Source organism: Pseudomonas brenneri, assembly GCF_007858285.1.
GTDB lineage: Bacteria > Pseudomonadota > Gammaproteobacteria > Pseudomonadales > Pseudomonadaceae > Aquipseudomonas > Aquipseudomonas brenneri.
The window spans coordinates 30,614-55,464 of the sequence record NZ_VFIL01000004.1 but is presented as its reverse complement, the minus strand read 5'-3'; the positions used below and the strand labels follow the sequence as shown (position 1 = coordinate 55,464).

18 protein-coding genes and 1 pseudogene are annotated in these 24,851 nt (G+C 59.4%); 6 read left to right on the top strand and 13 right to left on the bottom strand.

Going from position 1 to position 24,851, the window contains the following annotated elements; translation table 11 throughout:
* The 3 genes from FJD34_RS09685 to FJD34_RS09675 all read right to left on the bottom strand — a co-directional run bounded on the left by FJD34_RS09685 (position 1) and on the right by FJD34_RS09675 (position 3,273).
* Entirely contained in the window at positions 1-960 is a 960-nt protein-coding gene (locus tag FJD34_RS09685; RefSeq protein ID WP_003218556.1) for an AAA family ATPase, read from the bottom strand.
* Between the two features lie 419 nt (positions 961-1,379).
* Positions 1,380-1,733 carry a hypothetical protein gene (locus tag FJD34_RS09680; protein WP_090290892.1) on the bottom strand — a complete coding sequence of 118 codons (354 nt, stop codon included), beginning with the start codon at positions 1,731-1,733 and terminating at the stop codon, positions 1,380-1,382.
* Between the two features lie 94 nt (positions 1,734-1,827).
* Positions 1,828-3,273, bottom strand: coding sequence for a dermonecrotic toxin domain-containing protein (locus FJD34_RS09675; RefSeq protein WP_032860893.1), 1,446 nt, complete (start codon positions 3,271-3,273; stop codon positions 1,828-1,830).
* Positions 3,274-3,961: 688 nt separating this feature from the next.
* Here FJD34_RS09675 and FJD34_RS09670 point away from each other — a divergent pair.
* The gene (locus FJD34_RS09670; protein ID WP_065943635.1) at positions 3,962-8,821 is read left to right on the top strand and encodes an NAD-glutamate dehydrogenase; all 4,860 of its coding nucleotides are present in this window, start codon (positions 3,962-3,964) and stop codon (positions 8,819-8,821) included.
* A gap of 80 nt (positions 8,822-8,901) precedes the next feature.
* Here FJD34_RS09670 and FJD34_RS09665 read toward each other — a convergent pair whose 3' ends face one another.
* From FJD34_RS09665 to FJD34_RS09655, 3 genes are all read right to left on the bottom strand, one after another.
* Positions 8,902-9,897: a tetratricopeptide repeat protein gene (locus FJD34_RS09665; RefSeq protein WP_065943636.1), complete on the bottom strand. Its 996-nt coding sequence runs from the start codon at positions 9,895-9,897 to the stop codon at positions 8,902-8,904.
* Between the two features lie 102 nt (positions 9,898-9,999).
* Entirely contained in the window at positions 10,000-10,701 is a 702-nt protein-coding gene (locus FJD34_RS09660) for a GntR family transcriptional regulator (protein WP_032860888.1), read from the bottom strand.
* A gap of 15 nt (positions 10,702-10,716) precedes the next feature.
* Positions 10,717-11,418 carry a FadR/GntR family transcriptional regulator gene (locus tag FJD34_RS09655; RefSeq protein WP_032860887.1) on the bottom strand — a complete coding sequence of 234 codons (702 nt, stop codon included), beginning with the start codon at positions 11,416-11,418 and terminating at the stop codon, positions 10,717-10,719.
* 48 nt (positions 11,419-11,466) lie between these two features.
* Between FJD34_RS09655 and FJD34_RS28265 the strand changes: the two are divergent.
* A pseudogene (locus tag FJD34_RS28265) lies at positions 11,467-11,559 on the top strand (outer membrane lipoprotein carrier protein LolA); the annotation flags it as partial.
* 9 nt (positions 11,560-11,568) lie between these two features.
* Here FJD34_RS28265 and FJD34_RS09645 read toward each other — a convergent pair.
* A complete protein-coding gene (locus FJD34_RS09645) occupies positions 11,569-12,879 on the bottom strand; it encodes a C4-dicarboxylate transporter DctA (RefSeq protein WP_090290893.1) in 1,311 nt (436 codons plus the stop codon).
* Positions 12,880-13,111: 232 nt separating this feature from the next.
* Here FJD34_RS09645 and FJD34_RS09640 point away from each other — a divergent pair, with 232 nt between their 5' ends.
* On the top strand, positions 13,112-13,747 hold the full coding sequence (locus tag FJD34_RS09640) for a DNA-3-methyladenine glycosylase I (RefSeq protein WP_032860884.1): 636 nt from the start codon (positions 13,112-13,114) through the stop codon (positions 13,745-13,747).
* Here the strand turns inward: FJD34_RS09640 and FJD34_RS09635 are convergent.
* Complete coding sequence (locus FJD34_RS09635) at positions 13,744-14,151, bottom strand: cupin domain-containing protein (RefSeq protein ID WP_032860883.1); 408 nt, start codon at positions 14,149-14,151, stop codon at positions 13,744-13,746. The two genes, FJD34_RS09640 and FJD34_RS09635, sit on opposite strands and share 4 nt — an antisense overlap.
* A gap of 83 nt (positions 14,152-14,234) precedes the next feature.
* Complete coding sequence (pdxR, locus tag FJD34_RS09630) at positions 14,235-15,668, bottom strand: MocR-like pyridoxine biosynthesis transcription factor PdxR (RefSeq protein ID WP_090290894.1); 1,434 nt, start codon at positions 15,666-15,668, stop codon at positions 14,235-14,237.
* A gap of 161 nt (positions 15,669-15,829) precedes the next feature.
* On the opposite strand from pdxR, the gene FJD34_RS09625 reads away from it, so the two are divergent.
* Positions 15,830-16,270, top strand: a complete 441-nt coding sequence (locus FJD34_RS09625) for a carboxymuconolactone decarboxylase family protein (RefSeq protein WP_032860881.1) — start codon at positions 15,830-15,832, stop codon at positions 16,268-16,270.
* Positions 16,271-16,283: 13 nt separating this feature from the next.
* Here FJD34_RS09625 and FJD34_RS09620 read toward each other — a convergent pair whose 3' ends face one another.
* The 3 genes from FJD34_RS09620 to FJD34_RS09610 all read right to left on the bottom strand — a co-directional run bounded on the left by FJD34_RS09620 (position 16,284) and on the right by FJD34_RS09610 (position 19,223).
* A complete protein-coding gene (locus FJD34_RS09620; protein WP_032860879.1) occupies positions 16,284-17,051 on the bottom strand; it encodes an SDR family oxidoreductase in 768 nt (255 codons plus the stop codon).
* Positions 17,052-17,072: 21 nt separating this feature from the next.
* Entirely contained in the window at positions 17,073-18,140 is a 1,068-nt protein-coding gene (locus FJD34_RS09615; protein WP_032860878.1) for a phosphotransferase family protein, read from the bottom strand.
* Positions 18,141-18,269: 129 nt separating this feature from the next.
* Entirely contained in the window at positions 18,270-19,223 is a 954-nt protein-coding gene (locus FJD34_RS09610; protein WP_065943642.1) for a 2-hydroxyacid dehydrogenase, read from the bottom strand.
* A gap of 572 nt (positions 19,224-19,795) precedes the next feature.
* Between FJD34_RS09610 and FJD34_RS09605 the strand changes: the two genes are divergently transcribed.
* A complete protein-coding gene (locus FJD34_RS09605) occupies positions 19,796-21,073 on the top strand; it encodes an HAAAP family serine/threonine permease (RefSeq protein WP_032860874.1) in 1,278 nt (425 codons plus the stop codon).
* Positions 21,074-21,334: 261 nt separating this feature from the next.
* On the opposite strand, the gene acnB is transcribed toward FJD34_RS09605, so the two are convergent.
* Positions 21,335-23,944: a bifunctional aconitate hydratase 2/2-methylisocitrate dehydratase gene (acnB, locus tag FJD34_RS09600; RefSeq protein WP_090290896.1), complete on the bottom strand. Its 2,610-nt coding sequence runs from the start codon at positions 23,942-23,944 to the stop codon at positions 21,335-21,337.
* Between the two features lie 393 nt (positions 23,945-24,337).
* Here acnB and FJD34_RS09595 point away from each other — a divergent pair, with 393 nt between their 5' ends.
* Complete coding sequence (locus FJD34_RS09595; protein ID WP_029294834.1) at positions 24,338-24,808, top strand: DUF1289 domain-containing protein; 471 nt, start codon at positions 24,338-24,340, stop codon at positions 24,806-24,808.
* Positions 24,809-24,851 lie beyond the last annotated feature (43 nt).

Below are 24,851 nucleotides of genomic sequence, written 5' to 3'. Positions count from 1 at the left end.
TCAAGCGACGGCTACGACGTCGAGAATACGCTGCACCACGCGGTCCTGGTCGATGCCGGCCGCCTCGGCCTCGAACGACAGAATGATCCGATGGCGCAGTACATCGAACAGCACGGCCTGGATATCTTCCGGGCTGACAAAGTCGCGGCCGGCCAGCCAGGCGTGGGCCCGGGCGCAGCGGTCGAGGGCGATCGAGCCCCGGGGGCTGGCGCCGTAGGCAATCCACTCGGCCATTTCCGGGTCGAACTTGGCCGGGGTACGGGTGGCCATGACCAGTTGCACCAGGTATTCCTCCACCGCATCGGCCATGTACAGGCCGAGGATTTCCTTGCGTGCAGCGAAAATCGCCTGCTGGCTGACCCGCCGCTCGGGCTTGGTCTCGCCATTCAGGGCTTCGCCACGGGCCTGTTGCAGGATGCGCCGCTCCACGGCGGCGTCAGGGAAGCCGATCTTGACGTGCATCAGGAAGCGGTCGAGCTGGGCTTCGGGCAGGGGGTAGGTGCCTTCCTGCTCGATGGGGTTTTGCGTGGCCATCACCAAAAACAGCGGCGACAGCTCATAAGTACTGCGCCCGACACTGACCTGGCGCTCGGCCATGGCCTCCAGCAAGGCCGACTGCACCTTGGCCGGGGCACGGTTGATTTCGTCCGCCAGCACCAGGTTGTGGAAGATCGGCCCTTGCTGGAACACGAAGCTGCCGGTTTCCGGGCGATAGATCTCGGTGCCGGTGATATCGGCGGGTAACAGGTCGGGGGTGAACTGGATGCGATGGAACTGTGCTTCGATCCCTTCGGCAAGCTCCTTGATGGCCTTGGTCTTGGCCAGGCCGGGAGCGCCTTCTACCAGCATGTGGCCGTCGGCGAGCAGGGCAATGAGCAGGCGCTCGATGAGTTTTTCCTGGCCGAGAATCTGCGTAGAAAGAAAGGTTCGCAGCGCGAGCAGCGCTTCACGATGTTCCATCGATGACGGTTCCTGGAAAGATGAGCCTGGGGAGTGTGAAAAATGCCAGGGCCTGGGGGGCTTACTTTAATGCATTGGAGGGGCTGGCGACTAACGAACCCGGGGGTATTTTTTGGGGTTTGTGGGAAAGGTCTGGGGTTTTTGGCGTCGCTGAGGGCCTCATCGCGGGCAAGACCGCTCCTACACCAATCCAAATGTGGGAGCGGGCTTACCCTAATACCAGTCAGTTAAGCCTTTTTGTAGGAGCGAGGGGGACGCCTAGTTCTTGCTCGCGAAGAACTTGAAAGCGCCGCGTTTACCTAGCAAGCACGCGTTATCGTTGACGTCCTTCGCGAGCAAGCTCGCTCCTACAGAAAGCAGAGTCCGCTTAACTGACTGGCATTAGGGCTTACCCGCGATGGCGATTTTTCAGCCGCCAATCAAGGCGTGCGGATGTAGGTGCCGGTGCCCTTGAGAATGTTCTGCAGGGTTTGCTCCACCTCGGCCATGTCCGAATCAGGCGTGCTGTGTGTGATTTGCAGGTGATCGCTGCCGCCCAATGCGTCCTTGTCCGCCGCACCAATCTCCACCAGCAAGGTGGTTGCACCGAGGGTGATCTTCAGGCCGTCCAGGGTCGAAGGCTCGTAATCCCAGGTGAGCTCCACCTCGTCCTCATCCGGATAACGGGACAGCATGAACATCTCGCCATGGGTGCCGTGGCAGCAGAGCATGGCCATGTTGTCTTCTTCGTCGTCGCAGGGGGTGGCGAGCAGGTGGGCGGTGGTCAGTTGCATGTGGAATCCTGTCTGGAAAGGCGGCTTCAAGGCCGGCAGGTTTTAATTCTGCCATTACCTCGGGCTTTGTGTCGGCTTTTGTATCAAGCGGGCATCAGGGTTTGAGGGCCCAAGCACTGATTGTGCTGCCTATCGGTTTTAAGGCATTCCCCAAACCACTGGTAAAGATTGGTGTAAGGGTTTTCGAGGCACCTTCGCTGATGAGCTTGTCTGCCTCTGGGCGCTTGTTGATATAGCTGTCTATGCCAACGCCGAACTCGGCTGCACCCAGTGAGACGCTTGCCACAGTCAGTGCAATCCCCAGCGGTGGGTAAGCGATGCCTAGCGGGGCTAGAAGGAGCAGCCCATATTTTGCCCAGTCGAGGTACTTGAACACCGTCTTTGCCGTGACGTCGCGATTGAGTACGAATTGAAAACGAGTGGCGCTTTTCAGGTCCTCCTCGGTGCGTTGCTGGAGTTCCTCGAACGGGTTCCCTTGGACAACCTGGCCGCCGAATAGGCCGCCCTCGTCAAAGTAGCCGAGCTTTTCTTGCGTGGAGACAGGAAGGTCACTGTTAAGCACATCGCGGGTATTGTCTATGAGTGCATCGATGCCTTTGGACAGGAATTCATTGGGGCGGTCCTGGGGGCGGAAGTAAAGTTTGAAATTTTCGGCTTGTTCCGGATCTTTCAATTGCTCGGCCAGCCACTTATTCATTTCTTTCTTGGAATCGAAGCCTTTCAACATGGATGCCTGGCCAGGTAGATACAACAAGATCCTTCCTGTGGACTTATCCTGTGTGTAAAAAGCGCGCATGTTAAAACCTTTGAACGTGAGGAATTTGGTTTCCAGATTTGGATCAGCCTTGTAGGGCTGTATCAGGTCATTGTGATTGAGGGACAGGTAATTTTTGTCGGCCGGTATGCCTGCGACGCCCATGGCAGTCTGTCGATCATTTTCGGTAAGGGACCTGTCCTGGTGTTGTGTGTGCGATGCCTTCAAAAAGGCGCCTCTGGACGCTTCGGTATAGGCATGTCGGGAATTGCTGGTCCAGTAACTGTTCAGATACTGGTCATAGGGGGACTTGTAGCTGTTGTCCCAGACCATCTGTTTGAAGTCAGTTGCTGAGATGTCGATTCTATTGCTTGCATCATAGACATTCGCAGACGCCTGCTGCGGTTCAGTGTAAATGCCTTGAAAGTGGCTGCTGAACCCGGTCTCATTTGGGCGGGGGAACATACCAAAGGCATCAGGCTTTTCTGTATGCCTTGAACTTTTTCTTATTTCAAAGGGGCCGTCTTCTTTTGAGCGTTTCGCCCCGTGGAAATCAGGTTCGTCCTGCTGGTTGAGCCTTGCCGCCTGGGTCAGTGATATTTTTTGAACAATGACTCCACTATAAGGTGGGGTGTTAGTACGGTGATCATACTGAATACTCACTAAGTAAGTTTTATCGGGGTCAATATCTTTACCAAACTTTTCCTTGATCTGGCGCCTAACCTCAAGCGAAGTGACTTCGTCCGGTGTCTTGGGGTACGTATAGTCGGTGATGAGTTGTTCCACTGCCTTATTAGCGGATACTGGCGCTTCGAAATAGGCCGCCGAAAGGTCCTGCCTGGGTGCAATGGCTGCCTTGTCCGGGCTTGATTGCGTAGCGGGCCGTACGGAAGGGACCTGGTTCCCACCGGATGGGGTGCTAATAGCGGGTGAATGTATGTTCAATTGAGCCTCGTTGAGTGGTAGTAGGGCCTTTGCTGAAGGAAATACCTGCTCAAACTAAGTGACTGAATTTTGAAGTGCGGTTCCTGTATGGAGCTAGGAATTAGATTGTACGAATGTATGAGATTTTACCTGTCAGCTAACGGGTCATTCATGCATGACCCGCCTCGCTTTTAATCGGCAGTCAACACTTGAGTGGCGGGGGCGGTTGCTCTTGGTGCAACCGTGCATTGCCGGGTGTTGACCGAATATGTCGCAGTGCAGCAAGCAGCCTGCTTGCTGCACTCGTTAAGCTGCGTAACGGATGTGCCTTCTGCGTGACCCTGACCTGCCCGTCGTGCCGTCGTCCGCAGGTGGCACATCCAGTGGACGTCGAATGTGACCTCATTGACTTGTCCAGCTTCACCCACCTGTCACCCTGATTCGTTTATGGTGTTTATCATCATCACCTGCGAACAGAAATGACGGTCTCCCCGCAAGGGGATAACACGCGACGCTTCCATCAATAACAAGCCCAAGCGGAGTACCACAGATGGCGTTCTTCACCGCAGCCAGCAAAGCCGACTTCCAGCATCAACTGCAAGCGGCACTGGCGCAGCACATCAGTGAACAGGCACTGCCACAAGTGGCGCTGTTCGCTGAGCAATTCTTCGGCATCATTTCCCTGGACGAACTGACCCAGCGTCGCATGTCCGACCTGGCCGGTTGTACCCTGTCTGCCTGGCGCCTGCTTGAGCGCTTTGACCACACCCAACCGCAAGTGCGGGTCTACAACCCCGACTACGAACGTCACGGCTGGCAATCGACCCACACGGCGGTCGAAGTGCTGCACCACGACCTGCCGTTCCTCGTGGATTCGGTGCGTACCGAGCTGAACCGTCGCGGCTACAGCATCCATACCCTGCAAACCACCGTACTCAGCGTGCGTCGTGGCAAGAAGGGCGAGTTGCTGGAAATCCTGCCCAAGGGCACACAGGGCGATGACGTTCAGCAAGAATCGCTGATGTACCTGGAAATCGACCGCTGCGCCAATGCCGCCGAACTCAACGTCCTGAGCAAGGAACTTGAGCAAGTGCTGGGCGAAGTGCGCGTGGCCGTGGCTGATTTCGAGCCGATGAAGGCCAAGGTCCAGGAGCTGCTGGCCGGGATCGACAACAGCCAGTTCGCCATCGAAGGCGAAGAAAAGGCCGAGATCAAGAGCTTCCTCGAATGGCTGGTGGGTAACCACTTCACCTTCCTGGGCTATGAAGAGTTTGTGGTGCGCGACGAGCAGGACGGCGGTCATCTGGAATATGACGCCAATTCCTTCCTCGGCCTGACCAAGCTGCTGCGCGCCGGCCTCACCGCTGAAGACCTGCGCATTGAAGACTACGCCGTGGCCTACCTGCGCGAGCCGACTGTATTGTCGTTCGCCAAGGCCGCGCACCCAAGCCGTGTGCACCGCCCGGCTTACCCCGACTACGTGTCGATCCGCCAGATCGATGCTGACGGCAAGGTCATCAAGGAATGCCGCTTCATGGGCCTCTACACCTCTTCGGTGTACGGCGAAAGCGTGCGAGTGATTCCTTATATCCGGCGCAAGGTTGCGGAAATCGAGCGCCGCTCGGGCTTCCAGGCCAAGGCGCACCTGGGCAAGGAACTGGCCCAGGTGGTCGAAGTGCTGCCCCGCGACGACCTGTTCCAGACCCCGGTGGATGAGCTGTTCAGCACCGTGATGTCCATCGTGCAGATCCAGGAACGCAACAAGATCCGCGTGTTCCTGCGCAAAGACCCGTACGGTCGCTTCTGCTACTGCCTGGCCTACGTGCCGCGTGATATCTACTCCACCGAAGTGCGCCAGAAGATCCAGCAAGTGCTGATGGATCGCCTGAAGGCCTCGGATTGCGAGTTCTGGACATTCTTCTCCGAGTCCGTGCTGGCCCGTGTGCAGCTGATTCTGCGGGTTGACCCGAAGAACCGCCTGGATATCGACCCGCTGCTGCTGGAAAAAGAAGTGGTGCAGGCCTGCCGCAGCTGGCAGGACGACTACGCCAGCCTGGTGGTCGAGAGCTTCGGCGAAGCCCACGGCACCAACGTGCTGGCGGACTTCCCGAAAGGCTTCCCCGCAGGCTACCGGGAGCGCTTCGCCGCACACTCGGCCGTGGTCGACATGCAGCACCTGTTGAACCTGACCGAAGCCAAGCCGCTGGTGATGAGTTTCTATCAGCCGCTGGGCCATGTGACCGGCCAGCAGGAGTTGCACTGCAAGCTGTACCACGCCGACACCCCGCTGGCGTTGTCCGACGTGCTGCCGATCCTGGAAAACCTCGGCCTGCGCGTGCTGGGTGAGTTCCCGTACCGCCTGCGCCACGCCAATGGCCGCGAGTTCTGGATCCACGACTTTGCGTTCACCGCCGCCGAAGGCCTGAACCTCGATATCCAGCAGCTCAACGACACCCTGCAGGACGCGTTCGTACACATCGTCAATGGCGATGCCGAGAACGATGCGTTCAACCGCCTGGTGCTGACCGCAGGTTTGCCATGGCGTGACGTGGCGCTGTTGCGTGCCTATGCCCGTTACCTGAAGCAGATCCGCCTGGGCTTTGACCTGGGCTATATCGCCAGCACCCTGAACAACCACACCGACATCGCCCGCGAGTTGACCCGGTTGTTCAAGACCCGCTTCTACCTGGCGCGCAAACTGACCAGCGACGACCTGGAAGACAAGCAGCAACGCCTGGAACAAGCGATCCTCACTGCCCTGGACGATGTGCAGGTGCTCAACGAAGACCGCATCCTGCGGCGCTACCTGGACCTGATCAAGGCCACGTTGCGCACCAACTTCTACCAGGCGGATGCCAACGGTCAGAACAAGTCGTACTTCAGCTTCAAGTTCAACCCGCACGCCATTCCTGAATTGCCCAAGCCAGTGCCGAAGTTTGAAATCTTCGTCTACTCGCCACGCGTCGAAGGCGTACACCTGCGTTTTGGCAACGTCGCTCGCGGCGGCCTGCGTTGGTCCGACCGCGAAGAAGACTTCCGTACCGAAGTGCTCGGCCTGGTAAAAGCCCAGCAAGTGAAGAACTCGGTGATCGTGCCGGTGGGCGCCAAGGGCGGCTTCCTGCCGCGTCGCCTGCCACTGGGCGGCAGCCGGGACGAGATCGCAGCCGAGGGCATCGCCTGCTACCGCATCTTCATTTCCGGCCTGTTGGACATTACCGACAACCTGAAAGACGGCGCCCTGGTGCCACCGTTGAACGTGGTGCGCCACGACAACGATGACCCGTACCTGGTCGTGGCGGCCGACAAAGGCACCGCGACCTTCTCCGATATCGCCAACGGCATCGCCATCGATTACGGCTTCTGGCTGGGCGATGCGTTTGCTTCCGGTGGTTCGGCCGGTTACGACCACAAGAAGATGGGTATCACCGCTAAAGGCGCGTGGGTCGGTGTGCAGCGTCACTTCCGCGAGCGCGGCATCAACGTGCAGGAAGACAGCATCACCGTGGTCGGCGTCGGCGATATGGCCGGTGACGTGTTCGGTAACGGCTTGCTCATGTCTGACAAGCTGCAACTGGTCGCGGCCTTCAACCACCTGCATATCTTTGTCGATCCGAACCCGAACCCGGCGACCAGCTTCGTCGAGCGCCAGCGCATGTTCGAGCTGCCGCGTTCGGCCTGGAGCGACTACGACACCAGCATCATGTCCGAAGGCGGCGGGATCTTCTCGCGCAGTGCCAAAAGCATCGCCATCTCGCCACAGATGAAAGAACGCTTCGACATCCAGGCCGACAAGCTGACCCCGACCGAACTGCTGAACGCCTTGCTCAAGGCACCGGTGGATCTGTTGTGGAACGGTGGTATCGGTACTTACGTCAAGGCCAGCACTGAAAGCCATGCAGACGTGGGCGACAAGGCCAACGACGCACTGCGGGTCAACGGCAACGAACTGCGCTGCAAGGTGGTGGGCGAGGGCGGTAACCTCGGCATGACCCAACTGGGTCGTGTGGAATTCGGCCTCAATGGCGGCGGTTCCAACACCGACTTCATCGATAACGCCGGTGGCGTGGACTGCTCCGACCACGAAGTGAACATCAAGATCCTGCTCAACGAAGTGGTGCAGGCCGGCGACATGACCGACAAGCAACGCAACCAGTTGCTGGCGAGCATGACCGACGAAGTCGGCAACCTGGTGTTGGGCAACAACTACAAGCAGACCCAGGCCCTGTCCCTGGCCGCGCGCAAAGCCTACGAGCGTGCTGCCGAGTACAAGCGCCTGATGAGCGACCTGGAAGGCCGTGGCAAACTGGACCGCGCCATCGAGTACCTGCCGACCGAGGAGCAGCTCACCGAGCGCGCTGCCACCGGCAAGGGCTTGACCCGTCCGGAGCTGTCGGTGTTGATCTCATACAGCAAGATCGACCTCAAGGAAGCCCTGCTCAAGTCCCTGGTACCGGATGACGACTACCTGACCCGTGATATGGAGACCGCGTTCCCGCCGAGCCTGGTGGCCAAGTTCTCCGAGGCCATGCGTCGTCACCGCCTCAAGCGCGAGATTGTCAGCACCCAGATCGCCAACGACCTGGTCAACCACATGGGCATCACTTTCGTGCAACGACTCAAAGAGTCGACCGGCATGAGCCCGGCGAACGTGGCCGGCGCCTATGTGATCGTGCGTGACATCTTTCACCTCCCACATTGGTTCCGTCAGATCGAAGCCCTGGACCACCAGGTCTCCGCTGAAGTGCAACTGGCGCTGATGGATGAGCTGATGCGCCTGGGTCGCCGTGCCACGCGTTGGTTCCTGCGCAGCCGTCGTAATGAGCAGGACGCAGCGCGAGATGTGGCGCACTTCGGTCCGCATCTGGCGGCGTTGGGCCTCAAGCTCGACGAGTTGCTGGAAGGGCCGACCCGCGAAGGCTGGCAGAACCGTTATCAGAAGTACGTCGAGGCTGGCGTACCGGAGTTGCTGGCGCGCATGGTTGCTGGCACGACCCACCTGTACACCCTGTTGCCGATCATCGAAGCGGCCGACGTCACCGGCCAGAGCGCCGCGGATGTGGCCAAGGCTTACTTCGCTGTGGGCAGCGCCCTGGACTTGCCGTGGTACCTGCAGCAGATCAGCGATCTGCCGGTAGGCAACAACTGGCAGGCCCAGGCCCGCGAAGCCTTCCGCGATGATGTGGATTGGCAGCAACGGGCGATCACGATCAAGGTGCTGCAGATGGCCGATGCGCCAGAAGACATGGAGACCCGCGTGGCTCTGTGGCTTGAGCAGAACCTGGGCATGGTCGAGCGCTGGCGCGCAATGATGGTGGAAATTCGTGCTGCAGTCGGTACGGATTACGCCATGTATGCAGTTGCTAACCGTGAGTTGCTGGACCTGGCGTTGAGTGGTCAATCGGTGCTGTAACCGTCTCGCTCAAGCGCTGAAAAAAAAGCCCCGTATCGTACGATACGGGGCTTTTTCATGGTTTGCGCAAAGGCTGGGCGTCAGTAGGCTCTGCCCAGAATGACCATGGGGTTGAGGGTTTTGAACACGACCGGCAGGGTGTCCTGGAGCTCGTTGAGAATGGTCTGTGCCGTGTGGCTGTCTTGTGGGGACAACTGGTGCCGCAGTGCCCAGGCGTCTTGCTCGACGGTCTGTAGAAGCAGTGCACCGTCTGTTTTCATCAGTACGAACTGCAGCATTGCATAGGCCTTGGGCAGGTTTCTCTCAAGCCCATAAGTGTGTGGTGCCCTGGTCCTGTCCTGCGACAGACCGGCCAGTGCATAGCCATATTCCAGGATTCCGTCCAACTGCCCCATCAGTGCCAGTTGAGTAATCCGTGTTTGTTTTTCCTCGACACTGACCGTTTTATCCGACGTAAAAGCCCGGGTGTAGACCGCTTCTGGATATCCACTGTCGGCAGACTTTTGATGCAGCTCTGCAATCAGTGCTGCACGTTCTACCGTGTTGGTAATCAGCTCTGGTCGTTCGCGGTAAGCCTCGGCAAGTGTGTACTGAGCTTCGGGGTTGCCCGTTGCTGTGGCCTTGACCAGCCACTCGGCATCCTGGGTCAGTGTATACAGGTACAGCATGGCGCGAGCACTGCCGTCGGCTGCAGCACTTGTTGCCAAGTCCTTGGCCTTTGCCAGCGAGTCGCGGTCGCCCAGTCGCATCAGTGCCGGAATGTGATCCTGGGCTGCAGCCAGTCTCAGCCATTTTTTGGTGTTCTCACTCGCAGAGCGAAATCCTCCGTCCAGGCGTGTTTCACAGGTCGCCATGGCGTATTGCGACTCTGCGTCTCCAGCGGCGGCGGCAATGGTCAGGTGGTACCTGGCTTTTTCATAGTTCTCCAGTTTGAACAGTGCAAGTCCGGTTTTTTTGGCCGCCTCATTCAATTGGCCCAAGGAAAGGCCCAGGACTGCTGGAGTTGTTTCGGCCTGGGTGTTCAGCTGTGTGAGCAGAGTGAACAGCGACGACAGCGCGGGTGAATCAATAGACATATTCGATACCTGTAATAAAGCACTCAAGTTGTGCGAGATACAGGCTATGGAGAATTTGCTGGTAGGAGTGGCTAGATAGTTACTGCAAGGGTCTGCGGTCGATTAGCCTCGATCGGGCTGGCCCAAACGGTGCTGGAGATGTTCCAGGTGTTGGGTCATCCGTGCAGCGGCGATTGTCGCATCAGCGCTCCCTAGTGCTTCAACAATGGCCATCTGTGCCTGGCCTGCACTATCGCTGTAGGCCTGTGCGTCGTGTCGGGCAACGAACAACGATGTCAGCGGCACCAGGCTATTGAGGAAATGTGCCAACGGTCGATTTCCTGCAATTGTTGCCAGATGCAGGTGAAACTCCCCCGACAGTCGAATCGCCGACCCATACTGGCGCCGCTCGGTGCATTCGTCCTGCTGTGCGATCAGCTCGCGCAATTGGGATATCTGAGCGGGTTTTGCCTGGGCGCAAGCCAGGTGGACCACCGTCACCTCCATTAACCGCCGTGCTTGCAGGACTTGCTGCATGTGGTGGGTATCCGGTGCCGCCACTTGGGCGCGCAAATTGGGGCGAAGGATGATTACTTGCTGATCGGCCAGGCGTGCCAGGACTCGACGAATTGCGCTGCGGCTGACGCCAAAACTGTGTGCCAGGCTTTCTTCGGTAAAGCGACTGGTCGGCACGATGCGTTGCTCCAGAATGGCATCGAACAGTTGTGGGTAGATGTCCTGCGCCGAGCGCTTTTTACCGGCCACCAGGCACATGCTGGGCGGGGCGGTGACAGCGATGTTGCGTAGCAGGGCGTGAGCGTTCATGGCCAGTCTCCGGAGTCAGTTGCCGAGATGATCGTCAGGAATGTTCAGGGCAACGCCCATGCGCTGGCCTTCGTTGAGGATATGGCGGCGCATTTCGGCACTGGCCAGGGCACTGTTTTTATTGCGGATGGCGCGCACGACCGCATCGTTTTCCTGCAGGCGTTCGGCCAGGTGCTCGGGGGAGTTGCGCAGCACCTGGGCGCTTTGCTTGAGGGCGTTGCTGGTCTGCTGCACCACATTCTGGAAGATCGGGTTGGAGGTCAGGGCGAACAGTTCTTCGTGGAACGCGATGTAGGCGTTCATTCCCGCCTCGCTGTCGTTGGCGTCGAGGGCTTCGCGCATGTCCATCAGGGTCAGGCGCAGTTGGCCGATTTCCTTGCTGGTGATGGACTGGGCCACCAAGCCGACGATAAACGGCTCCAGGGTGTAGCGCAGTTGCAGGATGTCGGCGAGGCTGGCGTCGGCCACAGCGTCATGGGACTGGGGGTCGTTGACGCTGGTTTCCAGCACAACCACGCCTTTGCCGGGCATCGAACGTACCAGGCCGAGGGTTTCCAGCACGATCACTGCTTCACGCAGGCTGGGGCGGCTGATGCCCATTTGTTCGGCCAGTTCGCGCTGGCCGGGCAGCATTTCGCCACGCCGCCATTGGCCTCGGGCCAGGGCGGCGCGCAGTTTTTCTACGACTGAATTGACGACGGTTGAGGTGCTGATCACGTCGTGGGCTCCTTGAATTTAAATAACCCTTCAACTGTAGGTGCGAGCTTGCTCGCGAAGGTCGTCAACGATAACGCGGGCAGACTGGGGGCGCGCGGTGCCTTGAAGTTTTTCGCGAGCAAGCTCGCTCCTACAGTGTATGGGGAAGGTTCAGAACTCCTGATGGGCCGGCAACACCGGCTTCTTGGCCTGGAACGCATACCCTTGTTGCCCATCGAGCACCTTGTTGGCCCGTTGGATATCAATGTCTTTTTCCCAGCGTGCAATAGCCACGGTGGCCACGCAGTTGCCGATCAGGTTGGTCAGCGCCCGGCCAATCCCCATGAACCAGTCCACCGCCAGCACCAGCACCAGGCCTACCACCGGGATCGCGGGAATGGCGGTCAGGGTCGCGGCCAGAATCACCAGGGCCGAGCCCGGGATGCCGTGGGCGCCCTTGGAGGTGATCAGCGATACCAGCAAGATTGTCAGCAGGTCGGTCATCGACAGCGGTGTACCGGTGGCGTTGGCAATAAACACAATGGCCAGGGTCAGGTAGATCGAGAAACCGTCGAGGTTGAACGAGTAACCGGTTGGGATCACCAGGCCGACCGTGGAGCTGCCAATGCCCAAATGCTCCAGTTTACGCATGATCTGTGGCAGCACCGCGTCGGAGGAGGCGGTGCCCATCACGATCAGCAGTTCTTCGCGCAGGTACTTGAGCAGTGGCAGCATGCGCAGGCCCGAGAAGCGCATCACGGCGCCGAGGATTATGGCGACGAACGCCATGCACGTCAGGTAGAACAAACCCACCAGGCTGCCCAGGTGTTGCAGCGAGTCCAGGCCGTAAGTGCTGGTGGTAAAGGCGATGGCGCCGAATACACCAATCGGCGCCAGGCGCACGATCATGCCCATGATGCGGAAGATCACATGGCTCAACTCGTTGATCAGACGTGAAATGCCCGAGGCCGCTTCACCCACCAGGTTCAGGGCGCTGCCAAATAGCACCGAGAACAACAGCACCTGCAATACGTTGTTGTCAGCAAAGGCGCCGATCACCGAGTTGGGGATCAGGTCCATCAGGAACTGGCTGGTGCCCTTGATGTGCTGGCCGCGATCCGCCAGTTCATTGAGACCTGCTGAAGACAGCTGTTCCAGGTGGATGTTGGCGCCACTGCCGATCCCGGTGCTGAAGGCCAGGATCAAGCCCAGCACCAGCGCGATGGTGGTCAGCACCTCAAAGTAGATCACCGACTTGAGGCCAATGCGCCCGACCTTTTTCAGGTCGCCGGCACCGGAAATACCGCTGACCACCACGCAGAAGACGATCAGGCCAATCAGCATCTTGATCAGCTTGATAAAGCCGTCACCCAGGGGTTTGAGTTGTGCGGAAAATTCGGGAAGGGCCAAGCCGCAAGCGATGCCGAGCATCAGGCCTATGACGACTTGCAGGAAAATCGAACGCGAGCACCATCTGAGCATGGGAAGGATCTCTATTCGGTGCCCTGGTGGGTCCAGGGCTTAATTGTTGTGGTCTGACCGGTAAGTCCAGTGCGTGGCCAGTCTACGCTGGGTTTTTTGCAAACTACAAGGGGGGAGTGGGGTGTTTAGAGTCTCCGGTCTGACCAGTTGCTCGGTAAGCGTGATGCTTGAGCGGTTGGTCGCCTGGAATTTTTTTCGCTTATCATCTCTCGCTTGGCCGTTGAGGTGATAAATGGATAAGCCCGGACTGACGACGGATGAAACGGGACTGACCCGTTGTACATGGCGCACGGCCGCCGCCCAATACCCTGATTATCACGATCACGAGTGGGGCGTGCCGGTTGCCGATGACATTGCGTTGTACGAGAAGATCTGCCTGGAAGGCTTCCAGGCCGGTATGGCGTGGATCACCATCCTGCGTAAGCGCGAGCACTTTCGCCGGGCGTTCGAGGGCTTTGATTTTCGTCGCGTGGCGCTGTACACCGAGCGGGATGTTGAGCGCTTGATGGCTGATCCTGGCATCGTGCGCAATCGGGCGAAAATTGTCTCGACCATCAATAACGCGCGCAGGGCCTGTGAGCTGGTGGATGAAAGCGGGTCGCTGGCCGCCTGGCTATGGGCGTTCGAGCCGGGCACCGAGGAGCGTCCGGCGTTGGTGGACCTGGCTTATTGGACGGGCAATCCGACGTCGCCGGCGTCGGTGCGTTTGTCCAAGGCCTTGAAAAAGCGTGGCTGGACATTCGTGGGACCGACGACGATGTATGCGTTCATGCAGGCGATGGGCATGGTCAATGACCACTTGGAGGGCTGCGCCTGCCGGCAGCCGATCGAAGATCTGCGGCGCCAGTTCAGGCGCCCTGAACTTTAGTTCTGCGCTGGCAGGGGCGTCAGTACCTCAGCCTTATCATCCAGAACCATCACCACCAGCAACTTGGCCGGCTGGGTCTGGCTGGCATTGCTGGATTCGAAGTGGCGCGAGCCGGCCGGTTCGTAGAACGACTGCCCGACCTTGTAGGTAATGGCTTTCTCATCGTTGACCCGCGAGGTGATTTCACCTTCGAGCACGTAGGCCACGGCGGTGCCGGTGTGGCTGTGAGGGACGGTGGCCTGGCCCGGCGCATAGTCCACGGTCAGCATGATGGTTTTCTTGCCTGGCACGTTGCTCAGGGCGTGCTCTTGCAGCACCTTGATCGATTCCTGGTTGTAGACCGGTTCGTGGGCGAAGACGTTTAACGAAGCCAATAGAAGGGTGGTGCCGAGCAGGGTTTTCATGGTGAGGTTTCCAGTAATTCCAGACCCCTTAACCCTACGCCCGGCAGCGTGGCGTACCTATAGCCAATCGGCCGGAAAAACCCTCAGCCAATCTGCTGCAAGATCGTGCGGACCTTGTCCAGCGAAGGGTCGATATCCAGGGTCTCGATGGCGCCAAAACCAATGATCAGGCCACTGCGCACCGGTGTCTGATGAAAAAATACATCCAGCGGATACAGCCCGACTTCGACCTGGCGCGCCAGCTCGATCAGCAGCGCAATGTTGACGGGTACCTTGCACAGCGCCGCCAAATGGAAGCCTGCCACGCTGGGCACGACGTCGAACCAGGGTGACAAGTCGCCGGCCAGGCGGCTGAGGATGCGCTCGCGGCGAGAAGCGTACACGGTGTGACAGCGCCGGATGTGCTTGAGTAAATAGCCTTCGTTGATGAACTTGGCCAGTGCCCATTGCGCCAGTGTCGAGGTGTGCTGGTCTGTCAGTTGCTTGGCCTTGAGGACGGCGCCGTGGATCACCGGCGGCAGTACGGCATAGCCCAGGCGCAGTTCCGGCAGCAGGCTTTTGGAGAAGGTCCCGACATAGGCGACCATGCCCCACTGGTCCATGCTTTGCAGGGAGTGGGTGGGGCGGCCTTCGTAGCGAAAGTCACTGTCATAGTCGTCCTCGATCACAATGGCACCCAGCTCCAGGGCTCGCGCCAGAAGGGCTTCACGCCGTGGCAGGCTCATTGGCATGCCGAGGGGGAACTGGTGCGATGGCGTGACGTAGATCAGCCGCGTGCCGTCGGGAATCAACGCCACTTCAATTCCTTGTTCGTCCACCGGCACGCAGGCAACCGATGCGCCCATGGCTTCGAACAGTAGGCGCGCCGGGGTGTAGCCGGGGTCTTCCATGGCGACGATAGTTCCCGGCTCCAGCACCACGCGGGCGATCAGGTCCAGCGCCTGTTGGGCGCCGTTGCACACCACAATGTCGTCGTCCCGGCAGTTCACACCTCGGGAAAAGGCAACGTGCCCGGCAATCGCACTGCGCAAGGCGGGCAGGCCTTCGGGCTGGCTGTAGAAGCCACTGTTCTGGGCGGCGCGGCGCAATGCGTCCTGGGTGCAGCGTCGCCACTCGTCCTGGGGGAACAGGCTGCGGGTGGTGGCCCCGCCGATGAATTCGTAGCGCAGGGTGCTATCGCGGGTTGGATGGCGCATGGGGGAGGGCAGTGTCTGCCACTTGGCGAGGTTGGCGGCACAGGCCAGGTCCGTGGCACTTTGCAGCTGTTTGGCACGCAACGCGTGGGCGTTGACGAAGGTCCCGCGCCCGGTCTTGCCGATCAGCAAACCTTCGTAGGTCAGCGTGGTGTAGGTGTCGGACACGGTCTTGCGCGACACCCCCAGTTGCTCGGCCAGCAAGCGGCTGGGGGGCAATTGCGCGCCGGCTGCCAGGCGCCCCGACTCAATGGCCTCGCGCAATTGTTGGTAAAGCTGTTCGGCCAGATCCTTGCGGCCGTTGATGACAACGTGCAGTTCCATGTTTGATCCCGAAGCGGTCGATCCTGCCAAGGTTACTCGCAAGTGCTGCGTGCCGGTATCGTCAAGATGGCCTCCCGCTAAACCTGCAGATTGGCTATTGGGCTTGTGGCAGGGTGCCGTTAGGCTGGATGGTCACCGCATTCGCCACCCGAGATTGCCCAATGGAACGCCTCAATTACTACACCGCCTCGCCTCAAGCGCTCAAGGGCATGCTGATGCTGGAGGCGTCGATCTTTGATCTGTCCATCGAAAAGCCGTTGCTGGAACTGATCAAGATCCGTGTGTCACAGCTCAATCGCTGTGGGTTTTGCACGGACATGCACTCGACGGCTGCGCGTCAACATGGGGAAAGTGAGCGCAGGTTGTTTGCCCTGTGCGTGTGGCAGGATTCACCGTTTTTTACACTGCGGGAAAAGGCCGCGCTGGCCTGGAGTGAGTCGATTGCCTTGCTGCCCAGCTCCAATGTGCCGGATGAACTGTATGCGTCGATGCGCGAGGTGCTCAGTGAGCAGGAGCTGGTGGACCTGACCATGGCGGTGTCTGCCATCAGCGGCTGGAATCGCTTGGCGGTGAGCTTTCGCAAGCAACCGCCAAACCCCTAATCAAAAATGTGGGTCAGGAGAGGAAACCACCGTCCACATTCAGCGATACGCCGGTGGTGTAGGTCGATGCATCGCTGGCCAGGTACAACACGGCGCCGGCCATCTCGCTCGGATCGGCCACACGCTTGAGCGGGATCTGCGCCAGGGCCATGTTGAGGATCGATTCGTTCTTGACCAGCGCCGAGGCGAACTTGGTGTCGGTCAGGCCCGGCAGCAGGGCGTTGCAACGGATGCCGAATGGCGCGCACTCCTTGGCGAAGACCTTGGTCATGTTGATCACGGCGGCCTTGGTCACCGAGTAGATGCCCTGGAAGTGCCCTGGGGAAATACCGTTGATCGAGGCCACGTTGATGATGCTGCCGCCGCCGTTTTCACGCATCAGCTTGCCGGCTTCCACCGACATGAAGAAGTAGCCACGGATGTTCACGTCAACGGTTTTCTGGAACGCGCCCAAGTCGGTGTCCAGCACGTTGCAGAACTGCGGATTGGTGGCGGCGTTATTGACCAGGATGTCCAGGCGCCCGAACTGCTGGCGGATGCCGGCGAAGACCTCGGTGATCTGCTCCATCTCGCCGATATGGCAGGCAATGGCCGTGGCCTTGCCGCCGGCGGCGACGATGGCGTCGGCCACGTGCTGGCAGCCATCGATCTTGCGGCTTGAGACAATCACATGAGCGCCTTGCTGGGCCAGCAGTTTGGCAATGGCTTCACCGATGCCACGGCTGGCGCCGGAGACAAAAGCGATCTTGCCGTCGAGGTCAAACAGGTTGGTCTTGGACATGGTGGTTCCTTGTGAGGGCTATCAGAGGGCGGATTTGCCGATGACATTCAGGCTCATCTGCTCCAGTAATTTGTTCATGTGAATGAACTGCGCAAAACGTTTGTCCTGGGTCTGGCCATGGAAGAAGCGGTAGTAGATCTGCTGCACGATGCCGGCCAGGCGGAACAGGCCGTAGGTGTAGTAGAAGTCGAAATTGTCGATCTGGATGCCTGAGCGCTCGGCGTAATAATCGACAAACTGGCGGCGGGTGAGCATGCCGGGAGCGTTGCTCGGTTGGCGGCGCATCAGTTGCACGGGCGCAGGGTCTGCGGCTTCGATCCAGTAGGCGAGGCTGTTGCCCAGGTCCATCAGGGGATCGCCCAGGGTGGTCAGTTCCCAATCCAGCACACCGATGATTTGCATCGGGTTGTGCGGGTCTAGGATTACATTGTCGAAGCGATAGTCGTTGTGCACGATGCTGGAGGTCGGATGATCGGCCGGCATCTTGTCATTGAGCCAGGCACGCACGGCCTCCCATTTCGGCGCGTCGGGGGTCAGGGCTTTTTCATAGCGCTCGCTCCAGCCACGGATCTGGCGCTGCACGTAACCCTCGGGCTTGCCCAGGTCTGCCAGGCCGCAGGCGTTGTAGTCGACCTGGTGCAGTTCGACGAACTTGTCGATAAAGCTCTTGCACAAGGCCTCGGTGCGCGCCGCGTCCAGGCCCAGCTCCGGCGGCAGGTCCGAGCGCAGGATGATGCCCTTGACCCGCTCCATCACATAGAACTCGGCACCGATCACCGATTCGTCGGTGCAGTGCACGTAGGCCTTGGGGCAGTAGGGGAAACCATCCTTGAGTTGATTGAGGATGCGAAACTCGCGGCCCATGTCATGGGCGGACTTGGCCTTGTGGCCAAAGGGCGGGCGCCGCAGGACGAATTCCTGGTCGGGGTACTCCAGCAGGTAGGTCAGGTTGGAGGCGCCGCCAGGAAACTGGCTGATTTTGGCGCTACCACTCAAGCCAGGGATATGGGCCTTGAGGTACGGGTCGATGAGGCTGGCATCCAGTTCTTCGCCGGGGCGGATCTGGGTGGATTGGTCATTGAGCGCCATGCTTATCCCTTCTGCTTATTCTTGAGGCCTTGGACTATTGGCTAATCTAATGCGCACAGCCGACCCGCCACAAGGCTGGCACGGCTTAATAGGTTAGCGTGTTGGATGATAATCAGCGTGCCTGATCGGTCACTTTTCGGGCGTAGGCAAGGCCACCGGCGTGAGGACCGGGCGCCCGGCGAAGTACTCCAGCAGGTTGTCCGCCACCCGTTGCACGGTGTCATGGGCCGCTTCCGGCGACAGACCGGCTACGTGCGGGGTGAGGACGGTGTTGCAGAGGCGCTTGAGGGCGTCGGGTACGCTGGGCTCATCGTCGAACACATCCAGCGCCGCACCGCCAATGCGCCGTTGTTCGAGGGCGCTGATCAGGTCGGCGGTGGCAATCACGCTGCCACGGGCGATGTTCACCAAAAAGCCATGGGGGCCAAGGGCGTCCAGGGCTTGGCGGTCGATCAGGTGGCGGGTGCCGGGGCCGCCGGGGGTGGCGATGACCAGGAAGTCCGCGGTACGGGCCAGTTCAACCGGCGTGGCGCAGTAGGTGTAGTCCACATCGCTACGGGGCTGGCGGCTGTGATAGCTGATCTGCATGTCAAACCCCAGGGCTGCGCGCTTGGCGATCGCCAGGCCCACCGCGCCAAGGCCCAGGATGCCCAGGTGCTTGCCGGCCAGGGACGGGCGCATGACCTTGGGCCATTCGCTGCGCCTTACGGCAGCGTCTGCCCGGGGAATGTCTCGCACCATCGACAGCAGCAGTGCCATGGCGTGGTCTGCCACCGACGGCGCATTCACGCCCGCGCCGTTGGTCACCACTATTCCCCGATTGCTGGCGGCTTGCAGGTCGACATGCTCATAGCCGGCACCGATCACACAGATGATCTCCAACAAGGGCAGGGCAGCGATTTCCTCGGCATACAAGCCCAGCGGACCACGGGTCAATACGGCCTGGATCTGTCCGCCATGGGTCTTGATTGCCTGGCTGCGCTCAGCAGGTGTGGGGGCGAGGATCACGTGAAAGCCGTTGCTCTCGATGATCGGCAGGTAATCATTGATGGTTTCAACCAGGACCAGAACGGTTGCGGGCATGGGGCGGCTCTTCCTGAGGGGGCGGATGGAAGAGAGAGTATGCGATATTTTATGTGATGGCGGCGTGAGCGCCTGCACCCGTAGCGATAGGGCAACGAATCTATTGCGTAATAGATTCGGTGCCCACAGGGTGTGGCGAGGTTTAGCCAATTCGAGGCGTGGGTATCAAGGTATTGCGAGGCTTGGGCGGGGCGGTGTATTCCACACCGCCGAACGTGAAGGTATTAGTCTGTTGTTGTTTGGGTTTGCCTTGCGCAGCCATTAGGTCTGCAATGTGGGATGACACGCTATCGATGATGTGGCCGGCGTTGTCTATGCTCGATAATGAGGTTGTCATAATGAGTCTCCAGTCAGGGGTAGAGCTTCAACTGAGTGGGCTGCATCGTAAAAAGCGTTCCTGACTCACACATATTGTCGTCAATCGGATTTATCTGCTCCGCACAACCATTCCTCAGCTAAGTCTTTGCTTATTCAGGCGAATCCCGGACAATCGCGCCCCTGTTACGGTCGTGGCGCTGCCTGTCAGGTTTTTCTGACTCGTCGCGATCGTATGAAAGCGGAGATCCGAGCGGATGAATGATCAGGCCAATAGCGTCGATGAACGCTACGCAACGACACCTGTAACCCTCACGGGCTGGAGCCGCCAGGACACAACCTGGATGCTTGGCCTGTTCGGCACGGCGATTGGCGCCGGTACTTTGTTTCTGCCCATCAATGCTGGCCTGGGCGGCTTCTGGCCGTTGCTGATCCTGGCGCTGCTGGCGTTCCCGATGACCTACTACGCACACCGTGGCCTGACGCGTTTTGTCTTGTCGGGCCGTGCGGGCTCGGACATCACCGAGGTGGTTGAGGAGCACTTCGGCATCAAGGCCGGTGCATTGATCACCTTGCTGTACTTCTTCGCGATTTTCCCGATTCTGCTGATCTACAGTGTGGCGCTGACCAATACGGTGGGCAGCTTCATGTCGCACCAATTGCACATTGAACCGCCACCTCGGGCGCTGCTGTCGTTTGTGCTGATCCTTGGCCTGCTGGCCGTGGTGCGTTGCGGCGAACAGGTGATCGTCAAGGCCATGAGCCTGATGGTGTATCCGTTTATTGTCGCCTTGCTGTTCCTGGCGGTGTATCTGGTCCCGCACTGGAATGGCGGGATCCTGAGCACTGCCAGCACCGTGCCGGCGCCGTCGGCGCTGCTGCATACGCTGTGGCTGGCGATTCCGGTGATGGTGTTCTCGTTCAACCACTCGCCGATCATCTCGGCCTTCGCCGTTGACCAGAAACGCCAGTACGGCGCCCACGCCGAGGAGCGTAGCTCGCAGATTCTGTCCCGTGCCCACCTGTTGATGGTGGCGATGGTGATGTTCTTCGTATTCAGCTGCGTACTGACGTTGTCGCCAGGCCAACTGGCCGAGGCCAAGGCGCAGAACCTGTCGATCCTGTCTTACCTGGCCAACCACTTCGATAACCCGACCATCGCCTTTGCTGCGCCATTGATTGCGTTCGTCGCAATTGCCAAGTCGTTCCTGGGCCACTACATCGGCGCCAGTGAAGGCCTCAAGGGCCTGATCGTCAAGAGTGGCCGCCGCCCGGGTGCCAAGGCCCTGGACCGCATGACCGCAGGCTTCATGCTGGTGGTGTGCTGGATCGTCGCCACGCTGAACCCGAGCATCCTGGGAATGATCGAGGCACTGGGTGGGCCGATCATCGCTTCGATCCTGTTCCTGATGCCGATGTATGCGATTCGCAAGGTGCCAGCCATGGCCAAGTACCGTGGGCAGGCGTCCAATATCTTTGTCACGGCGGTAGGCTTGGTGGCGATCACCGCGGTGGTGTACTCCCTGTTGGCCTAAGCCTCAAGGCTGTACAGCGCTAAGCGGGATTGCTCGCGATAGCGGTGGGTCAGTCAATTAAGATGTCGACTGACCCACCGCTATCGCAGGCAAGCCAGCTCCCACATTTGTTTTGTGGTGTGTCCAAAACTCCCTACCTCGCCGAGATCCCCTGTGGGATCGGGCTTGCCCGCGATGAGGCCACAACAGGCCCCAAATTTCTCCAGGCATAAAAAAACGCCGCGTACCTTGCGATACGCGGCGTTTTTACATCAACAGACCTTAGGCTTGAACCACCGGAATGTTGGCGCTTGCAGCGATTTTGCGGAACTCTGCGATCTGGTCGAAGTTCAGGTAGCGGTAGACGTCACTGGCCATGGTGTCCAGTTTGGCCGCGTAGCCCATGTACTCTTCGACGGTCGGCAGGCGACCCAGCGTGGAGGCGACTGCCGCCAGCTCGGCCGAGGCCAGGTAGACGTTGGCGCCATCACCCAGACGGTTCGGGAAGTTACGGGTCGACGTCGACACTACGGTCGAATTCGGCTCAACACGTGCCTGGTTACCCATGCACAGCGAGCAGCCCGGCATTTCCATGCGCGCGCCAGCCTTGCCGTAGATGCCGTAGTAGCCTTCTTCGGTCAGTTGGTGAGCGTCCATCTTGGTCGGCGGCGACAGCCACAGACGGGTTGGCAGCTGACCCTTGACCTGTTCCAGCAACTTGCCGGCAGCGCGGAAGTGACCGATGTTGGTCATGCACGAACCGATGAACACTTCGTCGATCTTCTCGCCAGCCACGCTGGACAGCAGACGGGCATCGTCCGGGTCGTTTGGTGCGCAGAGGATTGGCTCGTTGATGTGTGCCAGGTCGATCTCGATGACTTCGGCGTATTCGGCGTCGGCATCGGCTTCCATCAGTTCTGGGTTGGCAACCCAGGCTTCCATCGCTTGGGCACGACGTTCCAGGGTACGCGCATCGCCGTAGCCTTCACCGATCATCCAGCGCAGCAGGGTGATGTTGGAGTTCAGGTACTCGGTCACGGAGTCTTTCGACAGCTTGATGGTGCAACCGGCAGCCGAACGTTCGGCCGAGGCGTCGGACAGTTCGAAAGCCTGTTCCAGCGTCAGGTCGTTCAGGCCTTCGATTTCCAGGATGCGGCCGGAGAAGGCGTTTTTCTTGCCTTTCTTCTCAACGGTCAGCAGGCCGGACTGGATCGCGTAGTAAGGAATGGCATGAACCAGGTCACGCAGGGTGATGCCAGGTTTCATTTTGCCTTTGAAGCGCACCAGAATCGATTCCGGCATGTCCAGTGGCATCACGCCAGTGGCTGCGGCGAACGCGACCAGGCCAGAACCGGCCGGGAACGAGATGCCCATCGGGAAACGGGTGTGGGAGTCACCACCGGTACCCACGGTGTCCGGCAGCAGCATGCGGTTCAGCCAGCTGTGGATGATGCCGTCGCCTGGACGCAGCGATACACCGCCACGGGTCATGATGAAGTCAGGCAGGGTGTGGTGGGTGGTCACGTCGATCGGCTTAGGGTAAGCCGCGGTGTGGCAGAAGGACTGCATCACCAGATCGGTCGAGAAGCCCAGGCACGCCAGGTCTTTCAGTTCGTCACGGGTCATGGGACCTGTGGTGTCCTGGGAGCCGACGGTGGTCATCTTCGGTTCGCAGTAGGTACCTGGGCGAACGCCTTTGCCTTCTGGCAGGCCGCAGGCCTTGCCGACCATTTTCTGCGCCAGGGTGAAACCCTTGCCAGTGTCGACAGGTGCTTCAGGCAGCTTGAACAGGTCGGTAGGGCCCAGGCCCAGTTCGGTGCGCGCCTTCTCGGTCAGGCCACGGCCGATGATCAGCGGGATACGACCGCCGGCACGGACTTCGTCCAACAGGACCGGGGTCTTCATTTCGAAGGTGGTCAGGACTTCATCGGTGCCGTGCTTGCAGACTTTGCCAGCATGCGGGTACAGGTCGATCACGTCGCCCATGTGCATGTTGGTGACGTCGAATTCGATTGGCAGTGCGCCAGCATCTTCCATGGTGTTGTAGAAGATTGGAGCGATCTTGCTGCCGAAGCAGAAGCCGCCAGCGCGCTTGTTCGGCACGTAAGGAACGTCGTCGCCGAAGAACCACAGTACCGAGTTGGTCGCCGACTTACGGGACGAACCGGTACCGACCACGTCACCGACGTAGGCGATCGGGAAGCCCTGGCCGCGCATTTCTTCGATCTGCTTCATCGGGCCGGTCTTGCCTTGCTCGTCCGGCACGATGCCTTCACGGGCCATTTTCAGCATGGCCAGGGCGTGCAGCGGGATGTCAGGACGGGACCAGGCATCGGGAGCAGGGGACAGGTCGTCGGTGTTGGTTTCGCCGGTGACCTTGAACACGCGCAGGCTGATCTTGTCGGCCAGGGTCGGGCGGTTCTTGAACCACTCGCCGTCGGCCCAGGACTGGATCACTTCCTTGGCGTGCTGGTTGCCATTCTTGGCTTTTTCCGCGACGTCGTGGAAAGCATCGAACATCAGCAGGGTGTGCTTGAGCTGGGCAGCTGCAACGGCGGCCAGTTCGGCGTCGTCCAACAGCTCGACCAGGGTCACGATGTTGTAGCCGCCTTGCATGGTGCCGAGCAGTTCAACAGCGCGTTTTTTGTCGATCAGGGGAGAAGAGACTTCGCCCTTGGCCAGGGCAGACAGGAAACCGGCCTTGACGTAGGCAGCTTCGTCAACGCCTGGTGGAATGCGGTTGGTGATCAGGTCAACGAGGAACTCTTCTTCGCCAGCCGGGGGATTTTTTAGCAGCTCGACCAGGCCTGCGGTTTGTTCGGCGTTTAGCGGCTGGGGAACGATACCCAGGGCTGCACGCTCTTCGATATGTTTGCGGTAGGCTTCAAGCACAGTTATTACCCTCATCAGTGGTCCCACGGGACGCTCATCCAGACATGCACGGCACGCATGCGCTCGGGGGCTTTTTGGGCCGTAGAACCAGCGCTGCCGGCATTTCTCACAGAAGCTGCTTTCAAAGTTTTACGCCTGCAGAACGGAGCTGATGAGGGTTGGCGCTGGTTATTTAAAGGGTAAATAACCAGCGCCAACACCGTTCTGAAGGAACGACTGTGCTCGTGACGCTTTGAAAACAGCTTCCAACGGATTATTTGGCGCCTTACAAGGCCGGATGATTCTACGGCAAAAAATTTCTAAAGGTAAGTTGCCACAGCAAGTTTGCAGGGTGATGAACCTTAGACAAAGGGCTAACATGGGCCACTGTTTCTGATTCGTGCGTTGCCACCCATGTCCAACCAAACCATCAAGACCCCCTGCATCGGCCTGTGCTCCACGGTTTACGGCGATCTTGTATGCCGGGGCTGCAAGCGTTTCCACCACGAAGTGATCCAGTGGAACGGCTATGGCGAGGAAGAAAAACGTGCCGTATGGCTGCGGCTTGAGCAACTGCTGGTGCAGGTCATGGCGGGCAAACTGGAGGTTTTCGATCCCAAACAGCTGCGTTGGCAGCTGGAACAGCGCAAAATCCGCTTTGTGCCGCACCAGTCCGAATACTGCTGGGCCTACCAGTTGATCGCCCGGGGTGCGCGGGTGATCAACAATCTGGAAGCCTATGGGATGGTGCTGATGCCGGAGTTTCGCGACTGGAACCTGCCGGAACTGCGCGATGCCATTGATCGGGAGTTTTTTATCCTGTCCGAGGCGCATTACCAGCGTTACATCGCGCCTGGGTTCCTCAAGGATGCACTTTCTGGCTGAAGACACCGATCAAAATGTGGGAGCAAGCCCGCTCCCACATTTT